The organism is Mesorhizobium sp. M0664 (genome assembly GCF_040320565.1).
In the GTDB taxonomy this organism is placed as follows: Bacteria; Pseudomonadota; Alphaproteobacteria; order Rhizobiales; family Rhizobiaceae; genus Mesorhizobium.
Genome location: NZ_JAMYPW010000002.1, coordinates 526,401 through 550,653, shown reverse-complemented (window position 1 = coordinate 550,653; position 24,253 = coordinate 526,401). Strand labels below are relative to the sequence as shown.

The following is a 24,253-nucleotide window of genomic DNA, read 5'->3' as shown; positions in this document are numbered from 1 at the left end:
CCTGAGGGCCTTGGCCGCCTGAGCACCGTCATGTGTCCGCCGCTCCGCTAAACACGGGGGCTGCGCGGCGGACACGCCGACGTCAACGCAATGCCACGCCATTTTGCAGAACTTGACGCACACAACTCCCAAAAAGACCCACAGGCTTTCCACAGGTTATTCAACCTCCCCCGGCCCCCTCCGGGAAGAAGTTCAGCAAGTGGAGGGCGCGACATTGCACCTTGAACCGTGCTGTCGCGTCCTCGGAGCGGGTGGGTCTTGAGGTGTCCAGTTTATGCTGCCGGGAGTGTCCAGTTTGCACTGCCAGCGGTGTCCAGTTCACCTACAAACGGAGAGGGATGGCGCTTGGATGACGCTGCCGCGGCGGGTCGCGTTGTGGCGCGCTGTGCTATGAAAGTTAGTGACGGTACTTTCTTGGTTCGCTGTGAAACCCACCTGAGTTGCCCAAAGTGGGTCGGGAAAAGGCGATCGACTTCGATAGATGCCGAAACCGCACAAAAAATTTTCGTGCTATTTTCCATTTGAAATCAAGACTGTAACGTTTTGACGGCCCATGGGTCGGCTTCTTGCGCGGCAACGAATAAAAAACCTAGCTATATCAATGGCCAACTAGATTTGGAACAATCGAGTAGGAATGAGCTCAAATTCGGTCCGACGGACGTTAGGGTGTCGGGTGGGTTGTGATCAGGCGGGAACGTACGTCACTCTGATCGCGTCCTCGCCAACCCGGTCGCTGGCCACGAGACGCAGCGGCGGCCGCGGGCCGGCGAAGAATGGCTTGCCGCGACCAAGCACGATGGGACGGAAGTAGAGCCGGTACTCATCGACAAGGCCAAGCTCGGTCAGACTACCCGCAAGCTCCGGTCCGGCGACTTCGATCTCGCCCTCGTGTTCGGCTTTAAGCGCCCTAACGAACCCTTTGAGATCGTCGTCCACCAGCGTCGCGTTCGGCCCGACCGACTTCAGGGTGCGAGAGACGACCCATTTCGGCTGCGCCCGCCAGGCCGCCGCAAAGTCGCGCCCGACCTGGTCCTGTCCTGGCTGACCCTCGTCCCAATAGCGCATTACCTCGTACATGCGCCGGCCGTAGAGGCTGCCGGCGATCCCGCGCACATGGGCGTTGAAGTGGCGATGGAGCGCCTCGCCCGGCATCGGCAGCCCGGGCCCGCCCTCGGCGCCAGCGACATAGCCGTCGAGCGACTGCATCATTCCGAACACAAGCTTCGCCATGCACAGGCTCCTATCGATCGACGACGATCCGAAGGGATCGCATTCATTTATACCTCGCCCTTACTTCGTCGGTTCGTTGGCTGCACACATTCTCTGACCTGTTCACGTTGGCCGGTAAATCTGCGCCACCGCGGCCCCCGGAAAGGCTTTCGAGCTCACCAGCTTGAGAGACATCGGCGCGGCGAGTTCGGAGAACAGCGGCAGGCCTTTGCCCAGCGCCACGGGGCCACCATCAGGGCGAGCTGGTCGACCAGTCCTTGGGCGACGAGACTGCGGGCGAAGCTCACTCCGCCGTGGGCGATGATCGGCTTGCCCTCTTGGGCTTTCAACTTCGCGACTTCCTCCGCCAAGTCACCGCTCGCCACATAGGCCTCCGCCCAACTTTCACCACCGGGCTGCAATTTCGCCGGCTGGTTGCGGCTGAGGCAACTGCCGTCCGCCAGGTGGCGCGAGGCATGTGAGACGAAGCCGGTGCACGCCGACTGATTTGATTTCCCAAGACCGGATACGGGTCTTTCCGTAACGGCGCCAATCAGCTTATCGATTTTTCTCGGCCTGGTTCTCCTTTCGTCGCACCGAGGCGGGTAAGCAGATTGAGCGTGATCCTGCCGACATCGTTCATGGCGCCTGCGGCTGGCAGCGCGCCGCACCAGGCAACCGAGCTTGCGGAAAAGATCAAGCCGCCTGCTGCGAGCTTTCGCAGGGTCATTTCGGCGCAGCGGCGGGCGATGCGTTGCTTATCCCCGCCCTCATACCAGCGCGTCGGATCCTGGAAGAAGCTGTCGGGAAATCCCGTCGCCCGCGCGATCACGACGGTGTCAGCGGAAGTGCCGAGGGCTGGATACGTCGCATCCACTTCGTAGCCCGCGGCACCGCCCAGCACCATGCCGTCGGTGCCGAAGGTCGCATTTTCAACGCCTTCGAACAGCCATGCGCATCCTGCTTCATGGCTTTCCTCAGTGCGCGTGAAGGGGCGTGCGCCATCGAAACCCATCAATGAGATTGCACCGCCGATCAGCGAGAATTCGCCTCGGCCGCGGCAGCGGAGATAGCCGCCTGGTTCGTTGGTGATCGACAGCGCCTGTTCGGCGACAGGGCCGTCCCAGGTGCGGCCGGCCTCCAGCGGCGAGCGCCGCAACTCCATCAGGTCGTCCTTGAAAGCCACAGTGGCAGCAAAGCCGTTTCCGCCGAGATAGGCGATGCTGCCGCCTTCGGCTACAAACTGCCGCAGCGCCTGCTCCATCTCGATCGACATATATTCGGGATGACTGCCGGTGACGACGGCTTGATGTCGACGCAAACCGTCTATGCCGCATTCGTGCAAATCGTGATCGGTCATGACGTCAAACACGATTCCATTGTCGTGGCAGAATCGGAGGAAATGCAGATCGACCGGCAAATTGTGTGGGCAGCCGCAGAGCGGATAATCGTAATCGTCCCTGAGCGTCACTTTCGGCTTTTTGTAGGAGCAGATGGAAACACCGCTAAGGTCGGAATGGTAGTCGTAAAGGGATTTCAGATTGTTGGCGATCGCGAAGCGATGTCCCCGGTCGTCGCCTTTCCATTCATAAAGATGATCCGGGAGATATTCGTCCGCATAAGCGAGATAGGTGGCCGTCGGCACGACATACAACAGCGGCGACGAAACCTGTGAAGAGGTGACGAAGAACACCACGCGTTCGTAGCCACCCTCCCATTCGGCCTGGAACGCGTAGACGCCTGGGTGTGCGTTTTCGGGGATCGTCACGCGGTGCGAGACCGGCCACTCAAGCGGGCCGATGTCGTCGTCGTGGCAATGGATAGCGTCGTAGTGCGACGGCACCAAGCGAGGCTCGAAGCTCGATCCGTCCCAGCGTGCCGAAGTCACGCAGAAGGCTGGCTGATTGATCACGTCGAGGAGCAACGGATCTGCTCCGCCCGACGTCAGGATCGCCTGCGTTGGTAACAGCGTCGGGAAATCCCAGGCAACAGTCCCCTGTGGGGTGTCGAGCCGGATCGCAGCAAATTTCGCGTTGAGGGTAGGTTCGTGGTTGGTGGCGCTTGCGCCGAAATGGATGCCTTGCGCCTGGAGGTTCCGCGCCGGGCCGGCAAAACCTTCATGGAGTTCGTAAGGCGCGAGACGGTCATGGGACTTGATGCGCAGACGCGATTGATCCTGCCGCAGATCCAACTCGACGGTGAGCCACACACCAGTTGGCGCCTTCTTCTCGACAAGGGTTTCGCCGCCGATTTCCACGACAAATGCGCCGTCGCGGAGGCGCAGCCCGAGGGCGCCTGCTTCCAGGATCGTGCGCGCACCTTCGTTGCGCGTGAGGAACAGCTCGAAACGAATGCCGTGGACGGCTTGTACTTTGGCCAGTTCGCCGGCTCGCACGAACAGGAACGACCCCTGGTCGAAATGCCGATGCCGTGCTTCACCTATCGTTTCGATGGGCCAGGCGAGAAATTCCGGAGCCGGCTTGTCGAGCCGGCAAATTCGTGTGGCCTTTATCGGCCGATCGCATGACAGGCTGAGGTTGATCCGCTGGCCTGCTTTGGCACTCCAGGGGGTGGTATAGCCGACCACGCTCATCGCGTCGTGGTCTACTGCGCGCTTCATCTATCCCCTCCCGATGAACTCCAGATGGGCTGGGGCGAACCGCGTAGACCGGTCCGATGTCGGTCAATGCGCTGCCGCTCTGACAAGCAAAGTTCCGCATGGCGCACTACAGCCATGATGTACATGCTTGTATAGATAAGCTGCATTCGGATAGTCTCGACGCGATCGGTCCAAGCGCGACATTACCAAGGAGGATGACATGCGCAACGCATCTCTCTTCGATCTGTCAGGCAGGAAGGCGCTTGTAACCGGCGCAAGCCGTGGCATCGGGCGCAGCATCGCCGAGGCGCTCAGCGCGGCCGGCGCCGACGTCGCGGTCGCGGCGCGCAGCGTGGCCTCGCTCGAGAAGACGATGGCCGCCATCCGCACCGCCGGCGGGGTCGCGCACGCCGTCGCCCTGGATGTCACCGATGTCGACCGCTGCCGGGCGGCGACAGCCGAGGCCGGCAGCCTGCTCGGAGGTCTCGATATTCTCGTCAACAATGCGGGGGTGGAAGAGGTCCGGCCTTCACTCGATGTCGACGAGGCCTTGTGGGACCGGATTGTCGATACGAATCTCAAAGGCGCCTTCTTCTGCGCCCAAGCCGCCGCGCGGCAGATGAGAGACGCCGGACGGCCCGGCGTCATTATCAATCTCTGCTCGCTGACCTCCGAGGTTGGGGTTCCCACGGCGGTGCCGTACGGCTCGTCGAAATCAGGCCTCCTCGGCATGACGCGGGCGCTTGCTGCAGAGTGGGCCGATCTCGGGATCCGGGTCAACGCCATTGCGCCTGGCTATTTCAGAACAGCGATGACAGACGTGTTCTACAGCAACGAGGCATGGCAGCAATCGATGCTCGCCAAGATTCCGCAGCGCCGTTTTGGTGATCTCTCGGACCTGCACGGAATCGCGGTGTTCCTCGCTTCGGATGCGGCAGCCTACATAACCGGCCAGTCCATTCCCGTGGATGGAGGCTTTCTCGCATCGATTTGAAGGCTTCAGGGGCCGGAGACGTGTCCCAGAAGTGATCGACAAGCGCTAATCGTAATTGCGTTCTAACAAAAGGAGCCGCCATGTCTGACGTCAGCTTCCACCGCCTGTCATCCCTCAGCGTCGATCAGCGGGCCAGTTTACTGAAACGCGCCGAAGGAGATCTGTCTTCCTTCATCGAAAAGGTCCGTCCAATCATTCAGGCCGTCAAGGATGAAGGTGACGCGGCACTGCTCCGGTTTGCACGCGAACTCGACAAAGCCGATGTTGCCGACGGTGGACTGAAAGTTTCGGAAGCGGAGTTCGACGCGGCATTCGACAAGGTCGAAAAGGATGTCGTGGAGAGTATCCGGTTCGGCATTGAGAACATCCGGCATTTCCACGAGGAGCAGCGCCCGGAAACGATGTGGCTCAAGGAAGTTCGGCCGGGCGCCTATGCGGGTGACCGATACACACCGATTGCTTCCGTTGCGCTTTATGTGCCGCGCGGCAAAGGCGCCTTTCCCTCGGTGACGATGATGACCTCGGTTCCGGCGGTGATTGCCGGGGTTCCCCAGATCGCGATTGTGACCCCTGCGACTTCGGATGGTTCCGTCGACGCCGCGACGCTGGTTGCTGCCCGCATCGCCGGCGTGGAGACCGTGTACAAGTGCGGCGGCGCCCATGCGGTCGCCGCCGTCGCCTATGGGACCGAGACCGTGAAGCCTGCCGTCAAGATCGTCGGGCCGGGGAGCCCCTGGGTGGTGGCGGCAAAGAGCGTGTTGTCCCCGATCATCAACACAGGTCTCCCCGCCGGTCCTTCCGAAGCGATCATTTTTGCCGATCACAGCGTCGACGGCGGCTTGGCCGCTCTTGACCTGTTGATCGAGGCCGAGCACGGGCCGGATTCCTCGGCCTACCTGGTGACGCACAGCCGCAAGGTCGCCGAAGCCGCGTTGATTGCGATACCGGAACACTGGTCCAGGATGAGCGAACAGCGTGTGGAGTTCTCACGCGCGGTGCTGACTGGGAAGCGCGGCGGCATCGTGCTGACCGAGTCGCTGGAGGACAGCTACCGGTTCATCAACGACTATGCGCCGGAGCACCTCGAGATTCTGTCAGCGGAGCCATTTGCGCATCTCGGACGTATCACGGAAGCTGCCGAGATCCTCATGGGTCCGCATACGCCGGTGACCCTCGCCAACTTCGTCCTGGGACCCAATGCGGTGCTGCCGACCAGCCGGTGGGCGCGAACCTTTGGACCGCTTTCCGTGACGGATTTCGTCAAGAGATCGTCGGTCGGCTATGTGACCTCGGCGGCCTATCCGGAACTCGCCCTGCATGCCCGCAGGCTCGCCCGCTACGAAGGATTCAGCTCGCATGAGAACGCGGTTTCGGAGATCCGCGATCGCTATCTCGCCGGCTGAGCGGAAACGATGACGATGAGGGCGGCGCGGCTCCATGGACCCGGCGACCTGCGCGTCGAGGATATCGCCGCGCCAGGCGCTCCCGAGCCAGGCTGGGTGAAGCTGAGGGTCGATGCCGCAGGCATTTGCGGTTCCGATCTCCACAACTTCCGCACGGGCCAATGGATAAGCCGATCGCCTTCCACGGCCGGCCATGAGCTGACAGGCACGGTGATTGCCATCGGCGAGGGCGTGGATACCGTCGGTGTTGGCGACCGAGTGGTCGCCGATTCCCGTTTCTGGTGCGGAGAATGCGCGCAATGCCATGCAGGCAAGCGGCATCTTTGCACGTCGCTGGGCTTTGTCGGCGAGATATGCGACGGCGGATTTGCCGAACAGGCGGTCCTGCCCGCACGCCTCCTGCACATCGTCGATGCCGTGCTTGACGAACGGGTCGCGGCGATGGCCGAGCCGCTGGCTGTAGCGTTGCACGCAGTGCGGCGTCTGCCGAAAACGGCCGGTTCCGTTCTTGTCGTCGGCTGCGGGACCATTGGCGGGCTTGCCGCACTGCTGCTTTCCCGGACATTCGCAGGTACCGTGCTCGTCGCCGACCGCAATCAGGGCCGCTGCGCCCGCGTGGCGCGGGTCACCGGCGCCAGCATCGTCGATTTGAACCGGAACGCCATCGCCGCCGCCACCGCGGATGCCCCCTTGCTCGCTGCCGTCGAAGCGACCGGCAGCATCGCAGCACTCGGCCAGTTGCTCGGCGTTCTCGACGCCGGCGGCACCGTTGCGATGGTCGGCATATTCCACGGCCGCCTCGATATCGATCCCAACATCCTGGTTGAACGCGAAATCGCATTGCTGGGATGCCACGCCTTTGCCGATGAGCTTCCCGACGCCATCCGGATGCTCGGCGAATTGACCGAGCCCATGGTCGAACTGATCGACCGGGAGATCGGCCTGGATGATGTTCCCGCAGCCTATAAGCGGTTGTTGGCGGGACAGGGCGATGGCTTGAAAACAATCATCCGGATGCGGTCTGCCGGGCGCGTGTGATTTCCGAACCTTGCCGGAAAGGATTTTTGTAATGATCACTTTGCCCGACACCGCCAGCCCTCTTTACGAGAAGGTCAAGGACTACATCCTGACGAATATCGGAACGGGGCGATGGAGCAAGGACCGCAAGCTGCCGTCCGAAAATGAATTCGTGGCGACACTCGGCGTGTCTCGGATGACGGTCCATCGTGCCTTGCGAGAGTTGACCTCTGCGGGTTTTCTGATCCGGCTCCAGGGCGTCGGCACATTCATCGCGCCGCCTCGACCGCAATCCGCACTGATCGAGATCAACAACATCGCGGCGGAAATTGTCGCGCGGGGAAACAGGCATCGCTCCGAGGTTATCGTCCTCGAAAAGATCACGCCGACAAAGGAGCTCGCGCTTTCGTTTGAGTTTGCAAAGCGCGTGTCGGTCTATCATTCCATCGTCGTCAACTTCGAGAACGACCTGCCTGTGCAACTGGAAGAGCGCTTCGTCAACCCGGGCCTGATACCCGACTATGACAAGCAGGATTTTTCCAAGACAGCGACCTACGACTACCTCATGCAGAAAACCCCCGTGACGGAGGTCGAGCACATCATCTCGGCGACCCCTGCCGATGCCGAGACGGCGCGGTATCTGGGCATCGACGTCGGCAGCTGCTGCCTGTTTCTGCATCGCCGGACATGGACGGGCGCCGTCGTTGCCACGATCAGCAAGCTGACTTACGTTGGCAGCCGCTACTCGCTTGGCAGTCGATATTCTCCATCCAAAAAAACCTGATCGCAGTGAAGCGAATCAGAGTCGGAAGGAGGGGCTAACTTGTATATGCATGTATGTATTTAGCCTTGACATCCGCTGTTGCTGACGTTGAAGTGTCGTCGCACTTTCGTTGAACGGACAGCTAAGATGCCGAGGCACGGTGCCGCAAGAGCAGAAGCCCGCATTCTCACCAGGCCGGATGTTTGGTTCAAAAAAGCGGCCTGATCATCAAGGGGAACAAGATGATGCGTAACCTAGCAGGACAATTTCGGGCACTCGTTATGGCTGCTGCCGTCGGGTTTGCCCCGGCGGTCTACGCGGCCGACACGACAATTCCGGCGACGCCTGAGGCAGGAACATTCAAGATAGGCATCGAGCCATGGCTTGGCTACGGCCAGTGGCACGTCGCCGAAGCCAAGGGTCTGTTCAAGGCAAACGGGCTGTCCGACGTGCAGATCGTGAACTTCGCCGAGGACAAGGACATCAACGCCGCCCTGGCGAGCGGCCAGCTCGATGCCGCCAACATCGCGACCCACACGGCTATGGGCATGGTTGCGGCCGGCCTGCCGGTGAAGATCGTGCTTCTGCTCGACGTCAGCATGACGGCGGACGCCATGATCGCCGGCAAGGACATCGCCTCCGTCGCCGACCTCAAGGGCAAACAGGTGGCTTTCGAGGAAGGCACGACGAGCGACATCCTGCTCAAATACGCGCTCGCCAAGAACGGCATGTCCATCGCCGATGTCCAGCCGGTTCCAATGCCGGCGGCGGATGCCGGCAGTGCGTTGATCGCCGGCCAGGTCCCGGTCGCGGTTACCTATGAGCCCTATCTCACCGCGGCCAGGGCACAGAACAAGGACGTCAAGCTGCTCTTCACCGCAGGCGAAGATCCCGGCCTGATCAGTGACGTGTTGGTGGTGCGCGATGAGGTGATCAAGTCGCGTCCCGGCCAGGTGCTTGCCATGATCAAAACCTGGGATGCGGCCCTGAAGGCTTACAATGCCGACACGCCCGACGGCCGGGCGATCATCTCCAAGGCGGTTGGTTCGAGCGTCGAAGACCTGAACACCGCCTTTGATGGCGTGCGTTACTATACTCTCGCCGAAAACAAGGATGCGCTGACGGGCGAATTTTCCACCAAGACATTCGCCGATGTCGAGGCAGCCGCCAAGAACGCCGGGCTGCTTCAGGCGGACGTGACGCCGGAGCAGATGATCGACCCGTCATTCGTCAAGGCCGCGAAATGACGAGGGCCGGCTCGCGGTGGTGACGCAAATGTCCGAGCAGCGTGCGACCAAGCCAAGCCCGTCTCTCGCAGCGCCGGGGCAGGTGATCAAACAGCCGATGCGCCGTCGCCGATCCTCCGGGATCGGCGCGCCCATCGCACGCTCGCGCTTCCTGATGATAGCAGTGGCGGTTTTTGCCGGCCTCGGCCTCGCCTGGTGGGCGGCAACGGGGTTGGGGCTGGTAAAGCCGATTTTCCTGCCCTCGCCGGGGAGCGTGGTGACCCAGCTCGGCAAGCTCTCGGGTGACGGCACGCTGTGGCTGGATCTCAGGACCTCAATATACCGTATTTCTGTTGGCTTCCTCATCGCCTCGGCATTGGCGATTCCGATTGGCGTGCTGATCGGCAGCTTCAGGACTTGGGAAGCGGCGATCGAGCCGCTTGTGGATTTCATCCGCTACATGCCGGTGGTCGCTTTCGTGCCCCTCTCCATCCTGTGGTCGGGGACCGGCGATGCCCAGAAGTTCCTGATCATCTTCATCGGCACCTTCTTCCAGCAGGTGCTGATGATCATGGACAATGTGAAGCGGGTTCCCGCTGATTTCATCGGCCTTGGCAGGACGCTCGGCCTGCCGGATCGCAGGATCCTGACGCGCATCGTGGTTCCCAGCGCCTTGCCAGGCATCTGGGATACGTTGCGCATCAGTCTCGGCTGGGCATGGACCTGGCTGGTGTTGGCGGAACTTGTCGCGGCGACATCAGGGCTCGGCTACCGCATCACCGTGTCCCAGCGTTATTTCCAGACAAACACCATCATCGGCTACATCTTGCTGCTGGGCGTGCTTGGCCTCATCACCGACCAGGTCATGAAGGCACTGGGAAAAGTGCTGTTCCGGCAGGAGGGCCACGTGCAATGAGGCCGGGCCGATGAGTTTGCCCAAATTGCGGATCGAGGGTCTCCACAAGAGCTTCGGCACGGGCGCGCGGCGCACGGAAGTGCTGCGCGATATCAATCTCGATCTTGCCGACAACGAGTTCGTCTCGCTGGTGGGCACGTCGGGTTGCGGCAAGAGCACGCTGCTGTCGATCGTTGCCGGACTGCAGGATTTCGACGCGGGAGATCTTGCCATCGATGGCGCGCCGATCCTGCAGCCGGGCCTCGACCGCGGCGTCGTCTTCCAGTCCTACACCCTGCTTCCCTGGCTGACGGCGCAGCAGAACATCGAGTTCGCCCTCAAGGCCGCGGGTCATGATCGCGCGACCTGCCGCAGGATAGCACGCGAGCATCTCGATCTGGTCAAGCTCCCTCACAGCGCCAATCGTTATCCGTCTGAGCTTTCGGGCGGCATGAAGCAACGGGTGGCCATAGCGCGTGCTCTTTCCTATCGACCCAAAATGCTTCTGATGGACGAGCCCTTTGGCGCGCTCGATGCCTTGACCAGGCATCAGATGCAGGAACTCCTGACGCAGATCTGGGAGGAGCACAGGCTCACCGTGCTCTTCGTCACCCATGATGTGGAAGAAGCCGTCTACCTGTCGGACCGCATCGTCGTGATGGGGATCGGCCCAGGACGCATCATGCAGACCTTCAATGTCGACATCGAGCGCCCGCGCCGGGAAGAGGTCATGGAAACCCCGGCCTTCATGGATTTGCAGCGCAGCGTGCACAAGGCGATCCGCGAGGCCTCAAAACGTCCCGAAATGGTTTAGGCGGGCCACTCAATTACTTACAATCGGCGACCAGCGTTGCGCCCAATCTCGATATCGCGCCATCGCGATTCCTGACCAGGGGAGCCGCGATCGGCGGCTTCTCCTCAACCTCGAAAAAAATTTGCAGGACAATGTCGATTTCCTAAACTCCGTTCGTCGTTTCGATGCCGGGCCGGTGAGTCCGGCTCAACAAGGAGACAGACGATGCGTGTGATGGTGCTCGTGAAGGCTACCGAGGACAGCGAAAAGGGCTTTGTCCCCACGCCCGAGGCGAAGGAGGCGATGGAGGCGATGGGCAGGTTTAACGACGAGCTGCGCAATGCCGGCATCTTGCTCGACGCCGATGGCCTCAAGCCCTCCTCGCAGGGCAAGCGCGTTGCCTTCGATGGCCCCCGCCGGACGGTCATCGACGGGCCTTTCGCCGAGACCCGCGAACTGGTCGCCGGCTTTTGGCTCTGGGAAGTCAAGGACATGGACGAGGCGGTCGCCTGGGTGAAGCGCTGCCCCAATCCCATGCCGGGACCGAGCGAGATTGAAATCCGGCCGCTGTACGAGATGGCTGATTGGCAATGGGAATCTGACGCCGGAGGTCACGGAAATCCATGACCGGACGCGCGAGAAGCTCAGCGGCAACTGAACCTGTCGGCCGCAACCTGCTTTGCCTTCGTTATGGCTTTGGCCGATAAGGCAGCATGACGGCAGGCGAGACGCAGCAGGCGATCGAGGCGATTTTTCGCATTGAACGGGCCCGGCTCATCGCGGGCCTGGCCCGCCTCGTGCGCAATGTCGATCTTGCAGAGGAACTGGTGCAGGACGCCCTCGTCATAGCCCTATCCGAATGGTCCATGACCGGCGTTCCGGCCAATCCTGGCGCTTGGCTGATGACAGTCGCCAAACACCGCGCCATCGATGCGATCCGTCGCGACAAGATGCGCGAGCGCAAGCATGAGGAGATCGCGCGGGAGCTGGACGGCGAGTGCGACGATACGGCCGAGGGAAACGAAATGGCCATGAACAACGATCTTGGCGACGAACTGCTGGGCCTCATCTTCACAGCCTGCCACCCCATACTTTCGGCCGACGCCCGCGCGGCCCTCACGCTGCGTGTCATCGGCGGCCTGACGACGGACGAGATCGCCCGTGCTTTCCTGTCGAGCGAGGTGACGATCGCCCAGCGCATCGTCCGCGCAAAGCGGACGATCGGAAAGGCCAGGCTCAGCTTCGAGGTGCCGCGCGGCGCCGAGCGTGCGGCGCGTCTGTCCTCGGTGCTGGAGGTCATCTATCTCATCTTCAATGAAGGCTATGCCGCCACGGCAGGCGACGACCTTGTCCGGCCGAGCCTGTGCCTGGAGGCACAACGGCTCGGCCGCATGCTGGCGGGGTTGATGGCCGAGGATGCCGAGGTGTTCGGCCTGCTGGCTCTGATGGAAATCCAGGCATCGCGCCTGCCGGCACGCATCGGGCCGGACGGCGCCCTCTTGACCCTGACCGAGCAAAACCGCGCGCGCTGGGACCAGCTGCTGATCCGCCGAGGCCTTGACGCGCTGGCCCGTGCCGAAGCCCTTGGGGGCGATGGCCCCTATGTGTTGCAGGCCGCGCTTGCAGCCTGTCACGCGCGGGCGCGCAGTCCGGCCGACACCGACTGGCCCCGCATCGCAGCGCTCTACGACCGGCTGCGTGCAGTGATGCCCTCGCCGGTGGTCGATCTCAATCGAGCGGTCGCCCACAGCATGGCCTTCGGGCCCGAAGCGGGCCTGCGGCTGGTAGACGAGATTGCCGACGCCGCCGCCTTGCGCAATTATGCGCCATTGCCGGCGGCGAGAGGCGATTTTCTGTTTCGGGCCGGCCGGCTGGCCGAGGCCCGCGCCGAATTCGAGGCTGCGGCCAAGCTCACCCGCAACGTGCGCGAAGCGGCCTTTCTCCTCGCCCGCGCAGACGCTTGTGGTTGACAGCATCGCTCTCCGTGCCCGACGCGCCGCTCGGCAACATCGAAAGCCGCCAGTTCGCTCCCGGCCAGCCCCCTTCAATGAGCGTGATCAGCTCGCAACGCGAAAGGGATTAACGATGCGCAAGCCTTCGTCGAGCGCCATTCCGTGCTGCATGTCCTCTGACCAGAGTGTATCGCAGCCAGCGTGAACCGCCGCGGAGGCGATCATCGCTTCATAGGTGGAAAGGCCGTACCGCTCGGCGAGCCTCAATCCTGTTTCGTGGGTCTCGTGCGTGAGCGGATGAACCGTCAACAGGCCGCGCAGCGTGGTCAGCAGCGCATGCGTGTCGTCCCATGACATTTGCATCTTCCGACGCGCGACATTGGTGAGTTCATTGAGAACCTGCACGCTGATCGCCCCGCCATCGGCGATGACCGCCTCGGCCCGATCCGCCTTCGCCGTGTCGTCTGACGCGATATAAAGAAGGACATTGGTATCGAAAAAACTAGCGGGCATTTGCCTCGTCCCGATCGAATTTGAAGTCAGCGGGAAGCCGACCGCGGAAGGCGCGGAGACGCTTCAGCAACTCCTCACGCCCGGGCTTCCGCGCGACGCCAAGCTGGCGGGCGTCAGCGACATGGATTTCGATCTCATCGCCTTCCCTGAGTTCAAGCGCTTCGACCACAGCGGCGGGAAGGCGGACCGCAAGACTGTTTCCCCATTTGGCGACCTGCATGCCACTTCCTCGCTTAGATATACGCTGGAAGCAATGTATATCCACAAGTCGTGAAGGTCAAGAATTGCAGCCAATAGGTGTGTTCATTTTGGAGGAGAGGGCCTCGATCATGCCATCAACTGCGTCGGCACGCCGACAATCGGTCCTGCCTCGGCGAGCCGCTGGTCGAGGGTCCACACCGTGGCGCCATGCTCCGATGCCGTCGCGAGGTGCAGGGCGTCGCCAGCACGAAGCCCGAGGATATGCTGATCGGCGAATTTCGCGGCGACCCGAAAATGCCCGCCCGTCACCGGCAGCACGGTGAAGCTCTCAGCGATAAGCTTATTGAACATCGCGAGCGCTGCCGCGCGTTGATCCAGGTCGATCTGTCCGGTCCGAAGCTTGACCGCCATGGCGGAGGACATCTCGGTGATGGTCCAGTCGCTGATCACAAGTTGCGCAGGGTCCTGCTCCGCCAGCCAGCCCTGAACGCGCGCGGTCACGGCTTCGTTGGATAGCGCCGCGATGATCAGCGAAGTATCGAGATAGGACGTCAATAGCGATCGCCATCTCGCATCGATCGCACCAGATCGGTGGCAGCCTGAGCCTGCAGAGACATGGTTGCGGTCAGGGATTGGAGCAGGACGGCGTCGATCCGTTTGCGAGGGCGGGCCACGGCCGTGAGCCTGGCGACCGGCTTGCCACGCCGGGTTATGTCGATCGAGTCTCCAGCTTCAACCCGGTCGACGAGCTCACTCAGATGTGCCTTGGCGTCCGCCAGATTGACTGCATCCATGTCACGCTCCTGACCATGTAGATGGTCATGTAGCGCATAACGCGTGACAATTCCAGTGCAGAGCACGGCGAATAAGCAACTGGCTGCGTGAGCGAAGCAGGTGACCTGCAACGAGAATTATGCCGCTTCCCGCTTGACTCACACATATCCCGGCGGTTATACATCGATCAATAGCCGAAGAGTTATCGATCCCAATGCCAAACGCTCACGATGTACTCTTCAGAACGCTTGCCGATCCGACTCGGCGCGCTATTTTTGAGCGGCTGTGTCGCGAAGGAGAGCAGACGGTCGGGGCTCTGACGGCTCAGGCCGGAATTTCGCAACCGGCCGTGTCAAAACATCTCGGCGTTTTGAGGCAGGCCGGGCTCGTGCGCGACCGCCATGCAGGGCGACAGACCCATTATAGCGCGCAGCTTGCTGCGCTTGCCCCCCTGATCGACTGGACAAGCCAGATGACCGGGTTCTGGCAGAGCCGGTTCGACGACCTCGAAGACCTGCTCAAAAGGATGGACCAGTGAACCGAACGTCGACCGAAACGCTCTCCGTCGTTGTCGAACGGGAAATCGCTTATCCGCCCGAGAAGATCTGGCGCGCGCTCACGCAACCACACTTGATCGAGGAGTGGCTCATGAAAAATGACTTCAAACCTGTCGCGGACCACCGTTTCAATCTTCACGCAGACTGGGGCGTTGTCGAATGTCAGGTGCAGACGGTCGAGCCGAACAGAACACTGACTTACACGTGGGATACCAAGGATCTCAAGAGTGTCGTCTCCTGGACCCTCACCCCCACGAGCACCGGAGCCCGCTTGCGCATGGAACAGTCGGGCTTCCGGCCGGATCAGCAGCCTTACTTCCGGGGTGCCAAAATCGGCTGGCCGAGGTTCTTTGACGATCTGGAGCAGGTTCTGGCGCGGACGGACTGAGATCCGCTGGGCTATCCAGGCAAGGGCTCTGTTACAGAGCGACATCACGAGGCGATAATGGAGGCAAGCCAATGAAGATCAAGTTGGCCAAAGTATACGTGGACGACCAGGAAAAGGCACTGGGCTTTTACACCGAAACGCTCGGCTTTACCAAGAAGGCCGATTTCAGCAATGGGCCGTTTCGCTGGCTGACCGTCGCATCACCCGACGAGCCGGACAGTGCCGAGCTGCAACTCGCGCTCAATGACAACCCCGCTGCAAAGACCTACCAGCAAGCCATTTTCCAGCAGGGCCAGCCCGCGGTCATGTTCTTCACCGATAACGTCAAGGGCGACTACGAGCGCATCAAAGCGCGCGGCGCCGAGTTCACGATGCCGCCGACCGAAGTGACCGGCTCGACCATCGCCCAGCTGAACGACAACTGCGGCAATCTCGTTCAAATCACCCAACTGGCGCGCTGGTAAAGCATGCGTTCAGTGGCGTGGCTGCCCGGCGGGAGTCGCCAAACGGGCTGCCCGATCCGCTTCGGTTCGTCTTCAGAGGAGGTCTCAATGGATTGGAACAAATGGGTTCGGCAGATCCACCGCTGGCTATCGATTATCTTTGCGACGGTCGTCGCCGCCATCTTCATCAGCCTGGGAGTAGGCAAGGAACCCGCCTACTGGGTATACCTCTTGCCGCTGTTTCCACTCGGCTTGCTCCTGCTTACCGGGCTGTACATGTTCGTGCTGCCTTACGCTCCCAAGTGGCGCAACGCAGGGGGCACCGGCGCATTGGAGTGAACGCATGGCCGACAAGACGTCCATCAAGTCAGCGGCGGTCGCGAAGAAGCCCGCCGCCAAGCCTGCAGCCGCCAAGCCGGTCCTCCTCGCAGGCGGCAACCCGCAGATCCCGAAGGGTGATGGTGACGCTCCCGTGCAGGCCTACATCGCGGCCATGCCGGGCTGGAAACGCGACGTCGGCCGCCGCCTCGACGCACTCATCGAGCGCAACGTTCCCAACCTGCGCAAGGCCGTCAAATGGAACTCGCCCTTCTATGGCGTAGAGGGTCAAGGCTGGTTCCTCAACTTCCATTGCTTCACAAAGTACATCAAGCTGGCTTTCTTCCGCGGCACGTCGCTGCATCCTGTCCCTCCAGGCGAGTCCAAGCACAAGGACGTGCGCTACCTCGACATCCGCGAGGACGACCAGCTCGACGAAGCTCAACTCACCGGCTGGGTAAAGCAAGCCAGCCAGTTGCCTGGCGAGCGAATGTGAGTGGAATGCGAGTCATTCCCGCAAACCCGGTGCCGACTAGCGGTATTCATGTGACGGGCGAGCGGCAACAACCCTAGGGAAAGCGACAATGATGATGAAGAGTGGCTCTATGGAAGGAAATGCAGAGAGCTCTCCCTCTCAGCTGATAGATGCGAGGATCAGTGAGCTGGGCGATTGGCGAGGCAAGACGCTTTCCCATGTCCGCGCTCTCGTCAAGCAGGCTGACCCGGAAGTCGTCGAGGAGTGGAAGTGGCGAGGCGTTCCGGTGTGGTCGCACGCCGGAATAATCTGCACCGGCGAGACCTACAAGAACGTCGTGAAGGTGACCTTCGCAAAGGGCGCCGCCCTGCAGGATCCTTCAGGCCTGTTCAACTCCAGCCTCGAAGGCAACACCAGGCGCGCCATCGATATCCGTGAGGGCGAAGACATAGATGAGAATGCGTTCAAGGCGCTGATACGCGCCGCTGCCGCCCTGAACACGGCCCGATAGTCAGCTCCGGCCGATATGGTCGGCTAGCGGGCCGAGAGCGGCGAGCAAAGCTTCGCCGGTGGCTTGCGTCGCGTTCTCATGGGGCGCGCGCAGGTTCAGCCAGCGTCTGTCGCCGGACCGTACCGCCAGCACTGCCTTCATCGCGGAGATGAGGCCGGCGTCCTGGATGATTTTGCGGAACGCCTTGATGGCGGCATCCGCGTCAGTAATGTCCTCTCCCGCCAGCGCTGCGTCGTAGAGGGCCCGGATCGCTGCGGCATTCAGATTGACCGTCGCCGAGATGCACCCCGCAGCACCGTTGGCGAGGCCTTTCGTCAGCTGTGCTTCCGAGCTCGGGAACACCGCGACCCCTGGAGCTGCCGCAATGACCGCCACGGTGTTGTTCCAATCGCCGGCGCTGTCCTTGTAAGCCACCACGACATCCGGAAACGCTTGGCTCAAGCGGGCGGTCAGCGCCGGGCTCACCGGTACGCCGGAATTCTGCGGGATGTGGTAGAGGATCATCCTCATCGCCGGGTTCGCCACCCGTTCGATCAGCTCGCCATAGTAGCGGGCCTGTCCGTTGTCGCCGGCGGCCGTATAGAAGAACGACGGCAGCACCATCACCCCGGCACAGCCGAGCCCGACGGCATGCGCCGTCAGCTCGACGGTCTCGGCAAGTGCCGTGACACCGGTGCCGGGCATCAGATGGCTTGGCGAAATGCCGGCCTCGACCAGCCACTCCAGCGCTTGCATGCGCTCGCGCAACGAGACGGACAACGCCTCGCCCGTGGTGCCGAACGGCGACAGGAAATGCGCTCCCTGATCCAGCACCCACTTGGCGTGTGATATCCAGAGGTCGCGGGCAATGCGGCCGTCGTTTTCGAACGGCGTCAGGATCGGTGCGATGGTTCCTTGTGGGCGGATCATGTGCGTCCTTCTACGGGTGAAAATCTGTTCTGTGCTCAAAGCCGGCATCAGAAATGTCGAGCAAGCTACATGAAGCAGTGTTGCTGAGTACCGGCCGTTCGACCTCGAAATCAAGCGGCTCGCGCATAGGCGCGCGATTGTGATCGGGCGGCGGTTCTGAGGCTCTCGAGGTATATCCTTGTCACGGGACAACCTCGTCCGGCCGAAAGGGGGGTGACAAACGAGTTCTGCTGTTTCATCAATGCCGCCTTTTGAGGAGAAGCCCATGCGCAGCATCGGCGTCGGCATTATCGGCTGCGGCAACATTTCGGATGCCTATCTGAAGGCATCGCCACAATTCCCGGTGCTCGACATTGTCGGCGTCGCCGACGTCAACCGGACGGCGGCCGAGGCCAAGGCAGCGACCTACGGCCTGGCTGCCATGCCGGTCGACGCGCTGTTGGCCGATCCGCGCGTCGAGATCGTGCTCAACCTGACGACGCCGCAGCATCATGTGCCGGTCGGCCTGCAGGCTGTCGGGCAACGCAAGCACGTCTATTCCGAGAAGCCGCTGGCAACGACGCTCAGCGACGCCGAGCGGCTGGTCGCGGCCGCGCGCGAAAAGGGCGTGCGCGTCGGCTGTGCACCCGACACCTTTCTTGGCGGCTCCCACCAAACGGCGCGGCGGCTGGTCGATAAGGATACGGTCGGGACCATTGTCGCCGGCTCTGCCTTCATGCAGGTGCCCGGCCACGAGCTCTGGCATCCCAATCCGGATTTCTACTATCAGCCCGGCGGCGGGCCGATGCTCGACATGGGACCGTACTACCTGACCTGCCTGGTCAATCTCCTGGGTCCGGTAAAATCCGTGACCGGGCAGGCGAAGTCATCCTACGCCACCCGCACCATCGGTTCTGGACCGCGCCAGGGCGAGACCATCCGGGTCGAGGTGCCGACCCATATTTCCGGCCTGCTCGCATTCGAGAATGGCGCCGCGGTCTCGATCACCACCAGCTTCGACGTCTGGAAGCATGAACACAATCACATCGAACTTTACGGAACGACGGGCTCGATGATCGTCTCCGATCCCAACCAGTTCCAGGGCGACATCAGGACCAGCCAGCGCAAGGGCGACTGGACGGTGGCCGATCAGATCCATTCCTATGGCGACGGCAATTACCGGGGCCTCGGCCTTGCCGACATGGCGCAGGCGATCGTCTCGGGCAGGCAACACCGCGCCAGTCTCGACCTTTCCCTCCATGTCCTGGAAATCATGGAATCGATCATCTCTTCAGCAGACGTAGGGCAGCGTATCGATCTCAGATATGGCTGCGCCCGGCCGGCGCCGATGCGCGCCGATCTGCCTTTCGGAATTCTGGAATAGGGAACAATGCGATGAGCAAGACGGCACTGATTTTCTGGGGCGGCTGGGAAGGTCACACCCCGGCTCGAAGCGCCGAAATCGTCAAGGAGATGCTGGCCGGCAACGGCTTCGACGTGCAGCTGGAGCAGGGGACTTCGGCGCTTGCCGATCCGCAGCTGAGCAAGCTCGATCTCATCGTCCCGGTGATCACGATGTCGACGATCGAAAAGCCGGAGCTGCAAAACCTGACCAGCGCCGTCGGGGCCGGCACCGGCCTTGCGGGCTTTCACGGCACGATGTGCGACAGCTTCCGAAATGAGCCGGAATACCAGTTCATGACCGGCGGCCAGTGGGTCGCCCATCCCGGCAACATCATCGACTATCACGTCGATATCACCAGGCCAGACGATCCGGTCATGCAGGGCATCGACGGCTTCGCCTACCGTTCAGAGCAGTATTACATGCATGTCGATCCGACCAACGAGGTGCTGGCGACGACTACTTTCACCGGCGAGCATCTCGATTTCATCGCCGGCGTCGTCATGCCGGTCGTCTGGAAGCGCCGCTACGGCAAGGGCCGCGTCTTCTACAGCGCGCTCGGCCACACCGCCGACGAGTTCGCCGTGCCGCAAATGCGCACGATGTTCGAACGCGGCGCGATTTGGGCCAGCCGAAACTCGGACCTTGCATAGCCGTTCAATCTGAACGCCACCTATCGTTGTAATCTTTTAAAGGCGGCCGCCCGAACGCTGACACAGGCACAATTGACTACCATGGTAGTATCCAATACACCAGCGGTCCTCATCGAGAAATTCCGCAGCCGGAGGTCGAATGGAGCAGACGTGGCGATGGTTTGGCCCGAGCGACGTGGCAACGCTTGCCCACGCAAGGCAGGCCGGCGCAACCGGCATCGTGACGGCACTGCACGACATCCCTTACGGCGAAGTCTGGCCGATCGACGCCATCAGGCAGCGCCAGGCGCTTATCGAAGCGGATCCGGCGATGGGCCTGAAATGGAGCGTCGTCGAGAGTGTGCCCGTGCACGAGGACATCAAGCTCGGCCGCGGCGATCTCGACCGGCTCTACGACAATTTCAGGCAGACCTTACGCAATCTCGGCGCCTGCGGTGTGCGCACGGTCTGCTACAACTTCATGCTGATCCTCGACTGGACCCGGACCGACCTGGCTGCGCCGCTGCCGGGCGGCGGACGGGCGCTCCGCATGAACATGCACGAGCTTGCCGCGTTCGATTGCTACATGCTGCAGCGCAAGGGATCGGAGCGCGACTATGCGTCCGATGTTCTCCAGCGGGCGAGCGAATGGTTCGAGACGACGCCGGATACGTCAAAAGAGCGTCTGCTCGCCAACATCATGGCCGGCCTGCCGGGCGCCTTCAAGCGCTACGACATAGCAGAATTGCGCGAAGTGGTGGCCGAGCAGTCGGGCCTGTCGCACGACCGGCTGCGCGAGAACCTCGTCCGTTTTCTCGAAAACGTGCTGCCGGCGGCCGAAGAGGCGGGCGTCACGTTGGCGATCCACCCGGACGATCCGCCGCGCGATCTCGTCGGCCTGTGCCGGATCGTCAAGAACGCCGACGACATCGCCCTTATCCTGGACGCCGTGCCATCGGCCCATAGCGGCCTCACCTTGTGCACCGGGTCGCTGGGCGCCAACCCGGCCAATGACGTGCCCGCCATCGCCAGGCGCTTTGCGCACAAGATAAACTTCGTGCATCTGCGCAACGTCAGCAAGGACCCGGACGGTTCGTTCATGGAATCCGAGCATCTGCGCGGCGATCTCGACATGGTGTCGGTGGTTTCGATCTTGCTCGACGAGCAGCAACGCCGCCGCGACGCCGGCGAACCGGCGGCGCTGCTGCCGTTTCGCCCGGATCATGGCCACGAGCTGATCGATGACGCTGCGCGGCACACCCATCCCGGCTACCCCGTAATCGGCCGTCTTCGCGGCCTTGCCGAATTGAGAGGCGTGATGACCGCGATTGCCCATCAGCGCGGCTACCGGCTGCAATGACAGCGCCCCGCCTGCTCTGCGTGGGCGCGCTCACCTACGACACGATCTTGCGCCTCGATGTACTGCCCTCCGGCGCCGGCAAGTTCCTGCCAAGCGAGGCCGTGCAGATCGCGGCCGGTATGGCGGCAACCGCCGCCGCGTCAGCCAGCCGCCAGGGCGGGCAGGTCTGGCTATGGGCAAGCGTCGGCGACGATGCTGTCGGCCGCGATGTCATCGGCCAGATGGAGGCGGAGCGGGTCGACTGTTCGTTGGTGCGCAGGGTTGAAGGTGGCCGCTCGGCCATTGCCACGATCCTGGTCGATGCCGCCGGCGAGCGTATGATTGTGCCCTTCTACGATGCCGTCACGCAAGCCGATCCTGACCTTCTTCCGCCCGCGGATTTTTCCCGCTTCGACGCCGTGCTGGTTGATGTCCGCTGGCCCGGAGCCGCGGCCCTGGCGCTGGCGAAGGCTCGCGAGTGCGGCATCCCGGCGATCCTTGACGCCGATGTCGCGTCGCGACCGGTGCTCGACCGGCTACTGCCGCTCGCCTCGCATGTCGTTGCTTCGCTGCCGGCGGCACGCATCCTTTGCGGTCCAGAGGTTTCCGCCGGTTCCGCCGTCGCCATTCTCGGCGAACGGACCGGCGCCTTCGTGGCGGTCACCGATGGCGCGAACGGCACCGTGTTCCGCTACTCGGGCAGCAATGACGTCCGTCATCTGCCGTCGCCGCGGGTCGAAGCCGTCGACACCCTGGCGGCGGGCGACGTGTTTCACGGCACCTTCGCTCTCGGCCTGGCCGAAGGTTGGGACGAAGAGCGGGCGATAGCAGTGGCCAGCGCCGCCGCCGCGCTAAAGTGCCTGCGCTTTGGCGGACGGCTCGGCGCACCGACGCGCGCGGAAACGCTGGCTTTCATGCAAGGATCGACATGACGCCGAACACGCTTGGGCCGGTTCGGCAAAGAAAGGCACGTCAAGTGGCGCCGATCGACTACCATGGTAGTCACTGCGCAACTGTTCGAGGGAGAATAAATGGCTGAGTTCAAAAAACGCGCACTGGTCACGGGAGCGGCCATGGGCATCGGCCGTGCTGTCGCCGAAAGACTGGCCGGGCAAGGCGTCGACCTGATTCTGTTCGACCGGGCGGGCGATCAGCTGGATGACGTCGCGGCGCAGCTTTCGGCGCGCGGCGTGACCGTGCACACCGTGCTTGGCTCGACCGCCGACACTGAAGCCTGTGGCCGCGCCGTCGAGCTTGCCCGGTCCGCGTTCGGCGGGCTCGACATGCTTTCCCACAATGCCGGCATTCAGCGTTACGGAACGGTGGAGACCACGGACGAGGCGCTTTGGGACGAGGTGATGAACGTCAACCTCAAGGCTGCCTACCTGCTCTCCCGCGCGGCGATGCCGCTGCTGCGGCAAAGCCGCGGCGCCATCGTCCATATGAGCTCGGTGCAGGGTCTGGCCAGCCAGGAAGGGGTTCTGGCCTACAGCACGGCCAAGCACGGCCTGATCGGCCTGGTCAAATCGATGGCGGTCGACTATGCGCCGCTCGGCGTGCGCGTCAATGCCGTGGCTCCGGGCGCGGTCGACACGCCGATGCTGCGGGATGCGGTTAAGCTCAACGATAAGCCCGACGAGATCCTGCGCATCCTCGACAACATGCATCCGCTCGGCCGTACCGCCCAGCCGCAAGAGATTGCCGCAGTCGTCGCCTTCCTGCTGTCCGACGATGCCTCCTTCGTCACCGGCGAGGTCGTACGCGTCGATGGCGGCCTGCTGGCGCGCATCGGCGGTTCTCCGCGCAAGGAATAACGTCGGCGCTGCTGCTTGCGCAGGCATTTCATGAACGGCTTGAAGCTGCAGAGCCTATAAGGGGTCGCCGATGGCACGGCTTTTGGGAACGCGGACCATCACCGAGGGGCGGCTCGACGAAACCGCCCCCGGCGCTTCAGTCGCGGCTAGGGCGTTCGAGGTTTTGCTCGACCAGATCCTGACCTTCCGTCTGAAGCCGCACGAGCTGATTTCTGAAAAGGCGATGTCGGAAGCCCTCGGCGTGAGCCGCACGCCGGTCAGGGAGGCCCTCGCCCGGTTGGCCGGTCTTGGCTTGATCGACATTTATCCGCAGCGCGGCAGCATGGTGGCGCCGCTCCGGATTGCCGATCTCGAGAAATCGCAGTTTCTGCGCGAAGCGCTCGAAGTCGGCCTGATCAAGCGCGCGGTCGAGAGCCCGCGCCGTGCCGACCTGCTTGCCGTGCTCAAAGGCGAACTGGCCGTCCAGGAGACGTTCGCCTCCATCGCGGACGACAGGCGCTTCTTCAAGTCGGACGAGCTGTTCCACCAGCACATCGCGAGTCATGCCGGGTTTCCCGGAATCTGGGCCGACATCAGCGCGGCGAAGCTGCACATGGACCGCTTCCGCTTCCTGTCTTTTCCGCGCCTCGACAGCGTGTCGGTAGTCCTCGGCCAGCATCGGCGGATTGTCGATGCGCTTGAGCAGGCCGACGCGTTTGCGGCGGAAGAGGCGATGCGAACGCATCTTCGCCGCATCTTCGAGGTGCTCGAAATCGTCCAGGAGCGCTATCCCTATTATTTCGAGGCAAACGGCAGTGTGAGCCCGCTTTCGGCCGGCTCAATCCAAGCCTGAGCCTTTCTTGCGCGCTTCCGAAGGTGTCTTGGTCTTGCTGCCGGATTTGTCGCAAGCTGGCTCGGCTTTGCGATTTTGACCCTCACCGCCTTGCTCCTTGCGGAGCTGCTTTTCCACTATCGATCGCGATCCTTCCGCCGGGTCTTGTTCAGGATGAGTATCGGTTCCCGTCATGTCGGTTCCTATCCATTTTGATCAATTGCGTGCGGCGTGGGCTGACCTCCGCCGCCGGTTCTGTCGCGCCCGATCATCAGCCAGGCGGCGAACAGCACGACCAGTACGACCACGATCCAGGCGACGAAACGAGGCATCGGC

The 24,253-nt window shown here is 62.4% G+C and carries 30 protein-coding genes and 1 pseudogene; 21 read left to right on the top strand and 10 right to left on the bottom strand.

What is annotated here, in order from left to right; translation table 11 throughout:
* Positions 1-684 precede the first annotated feature (684 nt).
* From NKI39_RS05460 to NKI39_RS05450, 3 genes and pseudogenes are all read right to left on the bottom strand, one after another.
* Entirely contained in the window at positions 685-1,230 is a 546-nt protein-coding gene (locus NKI39_RS05460; protein ID WP_352502134.1) for a dihydrofolate reductase family protein, read from the bottom strand.
* Between the two features lie 281 nt (positions 1,231-1,511).
* A pseudogene (locus tag NKI39_RS05455) lies at positions 1,512-1,595 on the bottom strand (dihydrofolate reductase family protein); the annotation flags it as partial.
* Between the two features lie 167 nt (positions 1,596-1,762).
* Positions 1,763-3,829 carry a N,N-dimethylformamidase beta subunit family domain-containing protein gene (locus NKI39_RS05450; RefSeq protein WP_352830915.1) on the bottom strand — a complete coding sequence of 689 codons (2,067 nt, stop codon included), beginning with the start codon at positions 3,827-3,829 and terminating at the stop codon, positions 1,763-1,765.
* A gap of 199 nt (positions 3,830-4,028) precedes the next feature.
* Here NKI39_RS05450 and NKI39_RS05445 point away from each other — a divergent pair, with 199 nt between their 5' ends.
* The 9 genes from NKI39_RS05445 (at position 4,029) to NKI39_RS05405 (ending at position 12,869) form a co-directional block, all read left to right on the top strand.
* Positions 4,029-4,802 carry an SDR family NAD(P)-dependent oxidoreductase gene (locus tag NKI39_RS05445; protein ID WP_352473450.1) on the top strand — a complete coding sequence of 258 codons (774 nt, stop codon included), beginning with the start codon at positions 4,029-4,031 and terminating at the stop codon, positions 4,800-4,802.
* 80 nt (positions 4,803-4,882) lie between these two features.
* Positions 4,883-6,205, top strand: a complete 1,323-nt coding sequence (gene hisD / locus NKI39_RS05440; protein ID WP_352502137.1) for a histidinol dehydrogenase — start codon at positions 4,883-4,885, stop codon at positions 6,203-6,205.
* A 15-nt stretch (positions 6,206-6,220) separates the two neighbouring features.
* A complete protein-coding gene (locus NKI39_RS05435; RefSeq protein ID WP_352502217.1) occupies positions 6,221-7,243 on the top strand; it encodes a zinc-dependent alcohol dehydrogenase in 1,023 nt (340 codons plus the stop codon).
* 31 nt (positions 7,244-7,274) lie between these two features.
* Positions 7,275-8,006 (top strand): histidine utilization transcriptional repressor HutC, encoded by a 732-nt coding sequence (hutC, locus tag NKI39_RS05430; protein ID WP_352502138.1) that lies wholly within the window; start codon positions 7,275-7,277, stop codon positions 8,004-8,006.
* A 224-nt stretch (positions 8,007-8,230) separates the two neighbouring features.
* A complete protein-coding gene (locus NKI39_RS05425; protein WP_502893732.1) occupies positions 8,231-9,232 on the top strand; it encodes an ABC transporter substrate-binding protein in 1,002 nt (333 codons plus the stop codon).
* Positions 9,233-9,329: 97 nt separating this feature from the next.
* Entirely contained in the window at positions 9,330-10,127 is a 798-nt protein-coding gene (locus NKI39_RS05420) for an ABC transporter permease (RefSeq protein ID WP_352569437.1), read from the top strand.
* Between the two features lie 10 nt (positions 10,128-10,137).
* Positions 10,138-10,920, top strand: coding sequence for an ABC transporter ATP-binding protein (locus tag NKI39_RS05415; RefSeq protein ID WP_352451005.1), 783 nt, complete (start codon positions 10,138-10,140; stop codon positions 10,918-10,920).
* A gap of 204 nt (positions 10,921-11,124) precedes the next feature.
* The gene (locus NKI39_RS05410) at positions 11,125-11,526 is read left to right on the top strand and encodes a YciI family protein (protein ID WP_051406115.1); all 402 of its coding nucleotides are present in this window, start codon (positions 11,125-11,127) and stop codon (positions 11,524-11,526) included.
* Between the two features lie 86 nt (positions 11,527-11,612).
* Positions 11,613-12,869 carry an RNA polymerase sigma factor gene (locus tag NKI39_RS05405; protein ID WP_352830913.1) on the top strand — a complete coding sequence of 419 codons (1,257 nt, stop codon included), beginning with the start codon at positions 11,613-11,615 and terminating at the stop codon, positions 12,867-12,869.
* An 87-nt stretch (positions 12,870-12,956) separates the two neighbouring features.
* Here the strand turns inward: NKI39_RS05405 and NKI39_RS05400 are convergent, their stop codons facing one another.
* The 4 genes from NKI39_RS05400 to NKI39_RS05385 form a co-directional block, all read right to left on the bottom strand.
* A complete protein-coding gene (locus NKI39_RS05400; RefSeq protein ID WP_352502141.1) occupies positions 12,957-13,364 on the bottom strand; it encodes a PIN domain-containing protein in 408 nt (135 codons plus the stop codon).
* Positions 13,354-13,584: an AbrB/MazE/SpoVT family DNA-binding domain-containing protein gene (locus NKI39_RS05395; protein ID WP_023676182.1), complete on the bottom strand. Its 231-nt coding sequence runs from the start codon at positions 13,582-13,584 to the stop codon at positions 13,354-13,356. The genes NKI39_RS05400 and NKI39_RS05395 overlap by 11 nt, the downstream gene beginning before the upstream one ends.
* A gap of 107 nt (positions 13,585-13,691) precedes the next feature.
* Entirely contained in the window at positions 13,692-14,120 is a 429-nt protein-coding gene (locus NKI39_RS05390; protein WP_352830911.1) for a type II toxin-antitoxin system VapC family toxin, read from the bottom strand.
* The gene (locus NKI39_RS05385) at positions 14,117-14,359 is read right to left on the bottom strand and encodes a type II toxin-antitoxin system Phd/YefM family antitoxin (RefSeq protein WP_352502143.1); all 243 of its coding nucleotides are present in this window, start codon (positions 14,357-14,359) and stop codon (positions 14,117-14,119) included. Before NKI39_RS05385 ends, NKI39_RS05390 begins: the two co-directional genes overlap by 4 nt.
* A gap of 194 nt (positions 14,360-14,553) precedes the next feature.
* Here NKI39_RS05385 and NKI39_RS05380 point away from each other — a divergent pair, with 194 nt between their 5' ends.
* The 6 genes from NKI39_RS05380 (at position 14,554) to NKI39_RS05355 (ending at position 17,031) form a co-directional block, all read left to right on the top strand.
* Positions 14,554-14,877, top strand: a complete 324-nt coding sequence (locus tag NKI39_RS05380) for an ArsR/SmtB family transcription factor (protein WP_023716560.1) — start codon at positions 14,554-14,556, stop codon at positions 14,875-14,877.
* Positions 14,874-15,284 carry an SRPBCC family protein gene (locus NKI39_RS05375; RefSeq protein WP_352502144.1) on the top strand — a complete coding sequence of 137 codons (411 nt, stop codon included), beginning with the start codon at positions 14,874-14,876 and terminating at the stop codon, positions 15,282-15,284. The genes NKI39_RS05380 and NKI39_RS05375 overlap by 4 nt, the downstream gene beginning before the upstream one ends.
* A 71-nt stretch (positions 15,285-15,355) precedes the next feature.
* Entirely contained in the window at positions 15,356-15,748 is a 393-nt protein-coding gene (locus NKI39_RS05370; protein WP_352502145.1) for a VOC family protein, read from the top strand.
* A gap of 87 nt (positions 15,749-15,835) precedes the next feature.
* On the top strand, positions 15,836-16,066 hold the full coding sequence (locus NKI39_RS05365; RefSeq protein WP_352473441.1) for a hypothetical protein: 231 nt from the start codon (positions 15,836-15,838) through the stop codon (positions 16,064-16,066).
* Positions 16,067-16,070: 4 nt separating this feature from the next.
* The gene (locus NKI39_RS05360) at positions 16,071-16,541 is read left to right on the top strand and encodes a DUF1801 domain-containing protein (protein ID WP_352473439.1); all 471 of its coding nucleotides are present in this window, start codon (positions 16,071-16,073) and stop codon (positions 16,539-16,541) included.
* Positions 16,542-16,632: 91 nt separating this feature from the next.
* Positions 16,633-17,031: a DUF1801 domain-containing protein gene (locus NKI39_RS05355; protein WP_352502219.1), complete on the top strand. Its 399-nt coding sequence runs from the start codon at positions 16,633-16,635 to the stop codon at positions 17,029-17,031.
* Here NKI39_RS05355 and NKI39_RS05350 read toward each other — a convergent pair whose 3' ends face one another.
* On the bottom strand, positions 17,032-17,940 hold the full coding sequence (locus tag NKI39_RS05350) for a dihydrodipicolinate synthase family protein (RefSeq protein WP_352473438.1): 909 nt from the start codon (positions 17,938-17,940) through the stop codon (positions 17,032-17,034).
* A gap of 265 nt (positions 17,941-18,205) precedes the next feature.
* Between NKI39_RS05350 and NKI39_RS05345 the strand changes: the two genes are divergently transcribed.
* The 6 genes from NKI39_RS05345 (at position 18,206) to NKI39_RS05320 (ending at position 23,938) form a co-directional block, all read left to right on the top strand.
* On the top strand, positions 18,206-19,303 hold the full coding sequence (locus tag NKI39_RS05345) for a Gfo/Idh/MocA family protein (protein WP_352768230.1): 1,098 nt from the start codon (positions 18,206-18,208) through the stop codon (positions 19,301-19,303).
* Positions 19,304-19,314: 11 nt separating this feature from the next.
* Positions 19,315-19,974 carry a ThuA domain-containing protein gene (locus NKI39_RS05340; protein WP_352612058.1) on the top strand — a complete coding sequence of 220 codons (660 nt, stop codon included), beginning with the start codon at positions 19,315-19,317 and terminating at the stop codon, positions 19,972-19,974.
* 139 nt (positions 19,975-20,113) lie between these two features.
* The gene (gene uxuA, locus NKI39_RS05335) at positions 20,114-21,313 is read left to right on the top strand and encodes a mannonate dehydratase (protein WP_352830908.1); all 1,200 of its coding nucleotides are present in this window, start codon (positions 20,114-20,116) and stop codon (positions 21,311-21,313) included.
* On the top strand, positions 21,310-22,224 hold the full coding sequence (locus NKI39_RS05330) for a PfkB family carbohydrate kinase (protein WP_352502151.1): 915 nt from the start codon (positions 21,310-21,312) through the stop codon (positions 22,222-22,224). The genes uxuA and NKI39_RS05330 overlap by 4 nt, the downstream gene beginning before the upstream one ends.
* A 99-nt stretch (positions 22,225-22,323) precedes the next feature.
* Complete coding sequence (locus NKI39_RS05325; RefSeq protein ID WP_352451506.1) at positions 22,324-23,106, top strand: SDR family NAD(P)-dependent oxidoreductase; 783 nt, start codon at positions 22,324-22,326, stop codon at positions 23,104-23,106.
* A gap of 70 nt (positions 23,107-23,176) precedes the next feature.
* Positions 23,177-23,938 carry a GntR family transcriptional regulator gene (locus tag NKI39_RS05320; protein WP_352830906.1) on the top strand — a complete coding sequence of 254 codons (762 nt, stop codon included), beginning with the start codon at positions 23,177-23,179 and terminating at the stop codon, positions 23,936-23,938.
* Here the strand turns inward: NKI39_RS05320 and NKI39_RS05315 are convergent.
* Together NKI39_RS05315 and NKI39_RS05310 are read right to left on the bottom strand one after the other, a co-directional pair.
* Entirely contained in the window at positions 23,924-24,112 is a 189-nt protein-coding gene (locus tag NKI39_RS05315; RefSeq protein WP_352502153.1) for a hypothetical protein, read from the bottom strand. The two genes, NKI39_RS05320 and NKI39_RS05315, sit on opposite strands and share 15 nt — an antisense overlap.
* 8 nt (positions 24,113-24,120) lie before the next feature.
* Complete coding sequence (locus NKI39_RS05310) at positions 24,121-24,249, bottom strand: hypothetical protein (protein ID WP_280952094.1); 129 nt, start codon at positions 24,247-24,249, stop codon at positions 24,121-24,123.
* Between the last annotated feature and the right edge of the window lie 4 nt (positions 24,250-24,253).

What these genes read in the sequence shown, in the direction of transcription:
- NKI39_RS05460 (WP_352502134.1), bottom strand. Translation starts at nt 1,230, where the DNA reads ATGGCGAAGCTTGTGTTCGGAATGATGCAGTCGCTCGACGGCTATGTC.
- NKI39_RS05450 (WP_352830915.1), bottom strand. Translation starts at nt 3,829, where the DNA reads ATGAAGCGCGCAGTAGACCACGACGCGATGAGCGTGGTCGGCTATACC.
- NKI39_RS05445 (WP_352473450.1), top strand. Translation starts at nt 4,029, where the DNA reads ATGCGCAACGCATCTCTCTTCGATCTGTCAGGCAGGAAGGCGCTTGTA.
- hisD (WP_352502137.1), top strand. Translation starts at nt 4,883, where the DNA reads ATGTCTGACGTCAGCTTCCACCGCCTGTCATCCCTCAGCGTCGATCAG.
- NKI39_RS05435 (WP_352502217.1), top strand. Translation starts at nt 6,221, where the DNA reads ATGAGGGCGGCGCGGCTCCATGGACCCGGCGACCTGCGCGTCGAGGAT.
- hutC (WP_352502138.1), top strand. Translation starts at nt 7,275, where the DNA reads ATGATCACTTTGCCCGACACCGCCAGCCCTCTTTACGAGAAGGTCAAG.
- NKI39_RS05425 (WP_502893732.1), top strand. Translation starts at nt 8,231, where the DNA reads ATGCGTAACCTAGCAGGACAATTTCGGGCACTCGTTATGGCTGCTGCC.
- NKI39_RS05420 (WP_352569437.1), top strand. Translation starts at nt 9,330, where the DNA reads ATGCGCCGTCGCCGATCCTCCGGGATCGGCGCGCCCATCGCACGCTCG.
- NKI39_RS05415 (WP_352451005.1), top strand. Translation starts at nt 10,138, where the DNA reads ATGAGTTTGCCCAAATTGCGGATCGAGGGTCTCCACAAGAGCTTCGGC.
- NKI39_RS05410 (WP_051406115.1), top strand. Translation starts at nt 11,125, where the DNA reads ATGCGTGTGATGGTGCTCGTGAAGGCTACCGAGGACAGCGAAAAGGGC.
- NKI39_RS05405 (WP_352830913.1), top strand. Translation starts at nt 11,613, where the DNA reads ATGACGGCAGGCGAGACGCAGCAGGCGATCGAGGCGATTTTTCGCATT.
- NKI39_RS05400 (WP_352502141.1), bottom strand. Translation starts at nt 13,364, where the DNA reads ATGCCCGCTAGTTTTTTCGATACCAATGTCCTTCTTTATATCGCGTCA.
- NKI39_RS05395 (WP_023676182.1), bottom strand. Translation starts at nt 13,584, where the DNA reads ATGCAGGTCGCCAAATGGGGAAACAGTCTTGCGGTCCGCCTTCCCGCC.
- NKI39_RS05385 (WP_352502143.1), bottom strand. Translation starts at nt 14,359, where the DNA reads ATGGATGCAGTCAATCTGGCGGACGCCAAGGCACATCTGAGTGAGCTC.
- NKI39_RS05380 (WP_023716560.1), top strand. Translation starts at nt 14,554, where the DNA reads ATGCCAAACGCTCACGATGTACTCTTCAGAACGCTTGCCGATCCGACT.
- NKI39_RS05370 (WP_352502145.1), top strand. Translation starts at nt 15,356, where the DNA reads ATGAAGATCAAGTTGGCCAAAGTATACGTGGACGACCAGGAAAAGGCA.
- NKI39_RS05365 (WP_352473441.1), top strand. Translation starts at nt 15,836, where the DNA reads ATGGATTGGAACAAATGGGTTCGGCAGATCCACCGCTGGCTATCGATT.
- NKI39_RS05360 (WP_352473439.1), top strand. Translation starts at nt 16,071, where the DNA reads ATGGCCGACAAGACGTCCATCAAGTCAGCGGCGGTCGCGAAGAAGCCC.
- NKI39_RS05355 (WP_352502219.1), top strand. Translation starts at nt 16,633, where the DNA reads ATGATGAAGAGTGGCTCTATGGAAGGAAATGCAGAGAGCTCTCCCTCT.
- NKI39_RS05350 (WP_352473438.1), bottom strand. Translation starts at nt 17,940, where the DNA reads ATGATCCGCCCACAAGGAACCATCGCACCGATCCTGACGCCGTTCGAA.
- NKI39_RS05345 (WP_352768230.1), top strand. Translation starts at nt 18,206, where the DNA reads ATGCGCAGCATCGGCGTCGGCATTATCGGCTGCGGCAACATTTCGGAT.
- NKI39_RS05340 (WP_352612058.1), top strand. Translation starts at nt 19,315, where the DNA reads ATGAGCAAGACGGCACTGATTTTCTGGGGCGGCTGGGAAGGTCACACC.
- uxuA (WP_352830908.1), top strand. Translation starts at nt 20,114, where the DNA reads ATGGAGCAGACGTGGCGATGGTTTGGCCCGAGCGACGTGGCAACGCTT.
- NKI39_RS05330 (WP_352502151.1), top strand. Translation starts at nt 21,310, where the DNA reads ATGACAGCGCCCCGCCTGCTCTGCGTGGGCGCGCTCACCTACGACACG.
- NKI39_RS05325 (WP_352451506.1), top strand. Translation starts at nt 22,324, where the DNA reads ATGGCTGAGTTCAAAAAACGCGCACTGGTCACGGGAGCGGCCATGGGC.
- NKI39_RS05320 (WP_352830906.1), top strand. Translation starts at nt 23,177, where the DNA reads ATGGCACGGCTTTTGGGAACGCGGACCATCACCGAGGGGCGGCTCGAC.
- NKI39_RS05315 (WP_352502153.1), bottom strand. Translation starts at nt 24,112, where the DNA reads ATGACGGGAACCGATACTCATCCTGAACAAGACCCGGCGGAAGGATCG.
- NKI39_RS05310 (WP_280952094.1), bottom strand. Translation starts at nt 24,249, where the DNA reads ATGCCTCGTTTCGTCGCCTGGATCGTGGTCGTACTGGTCGTGCTGTTC.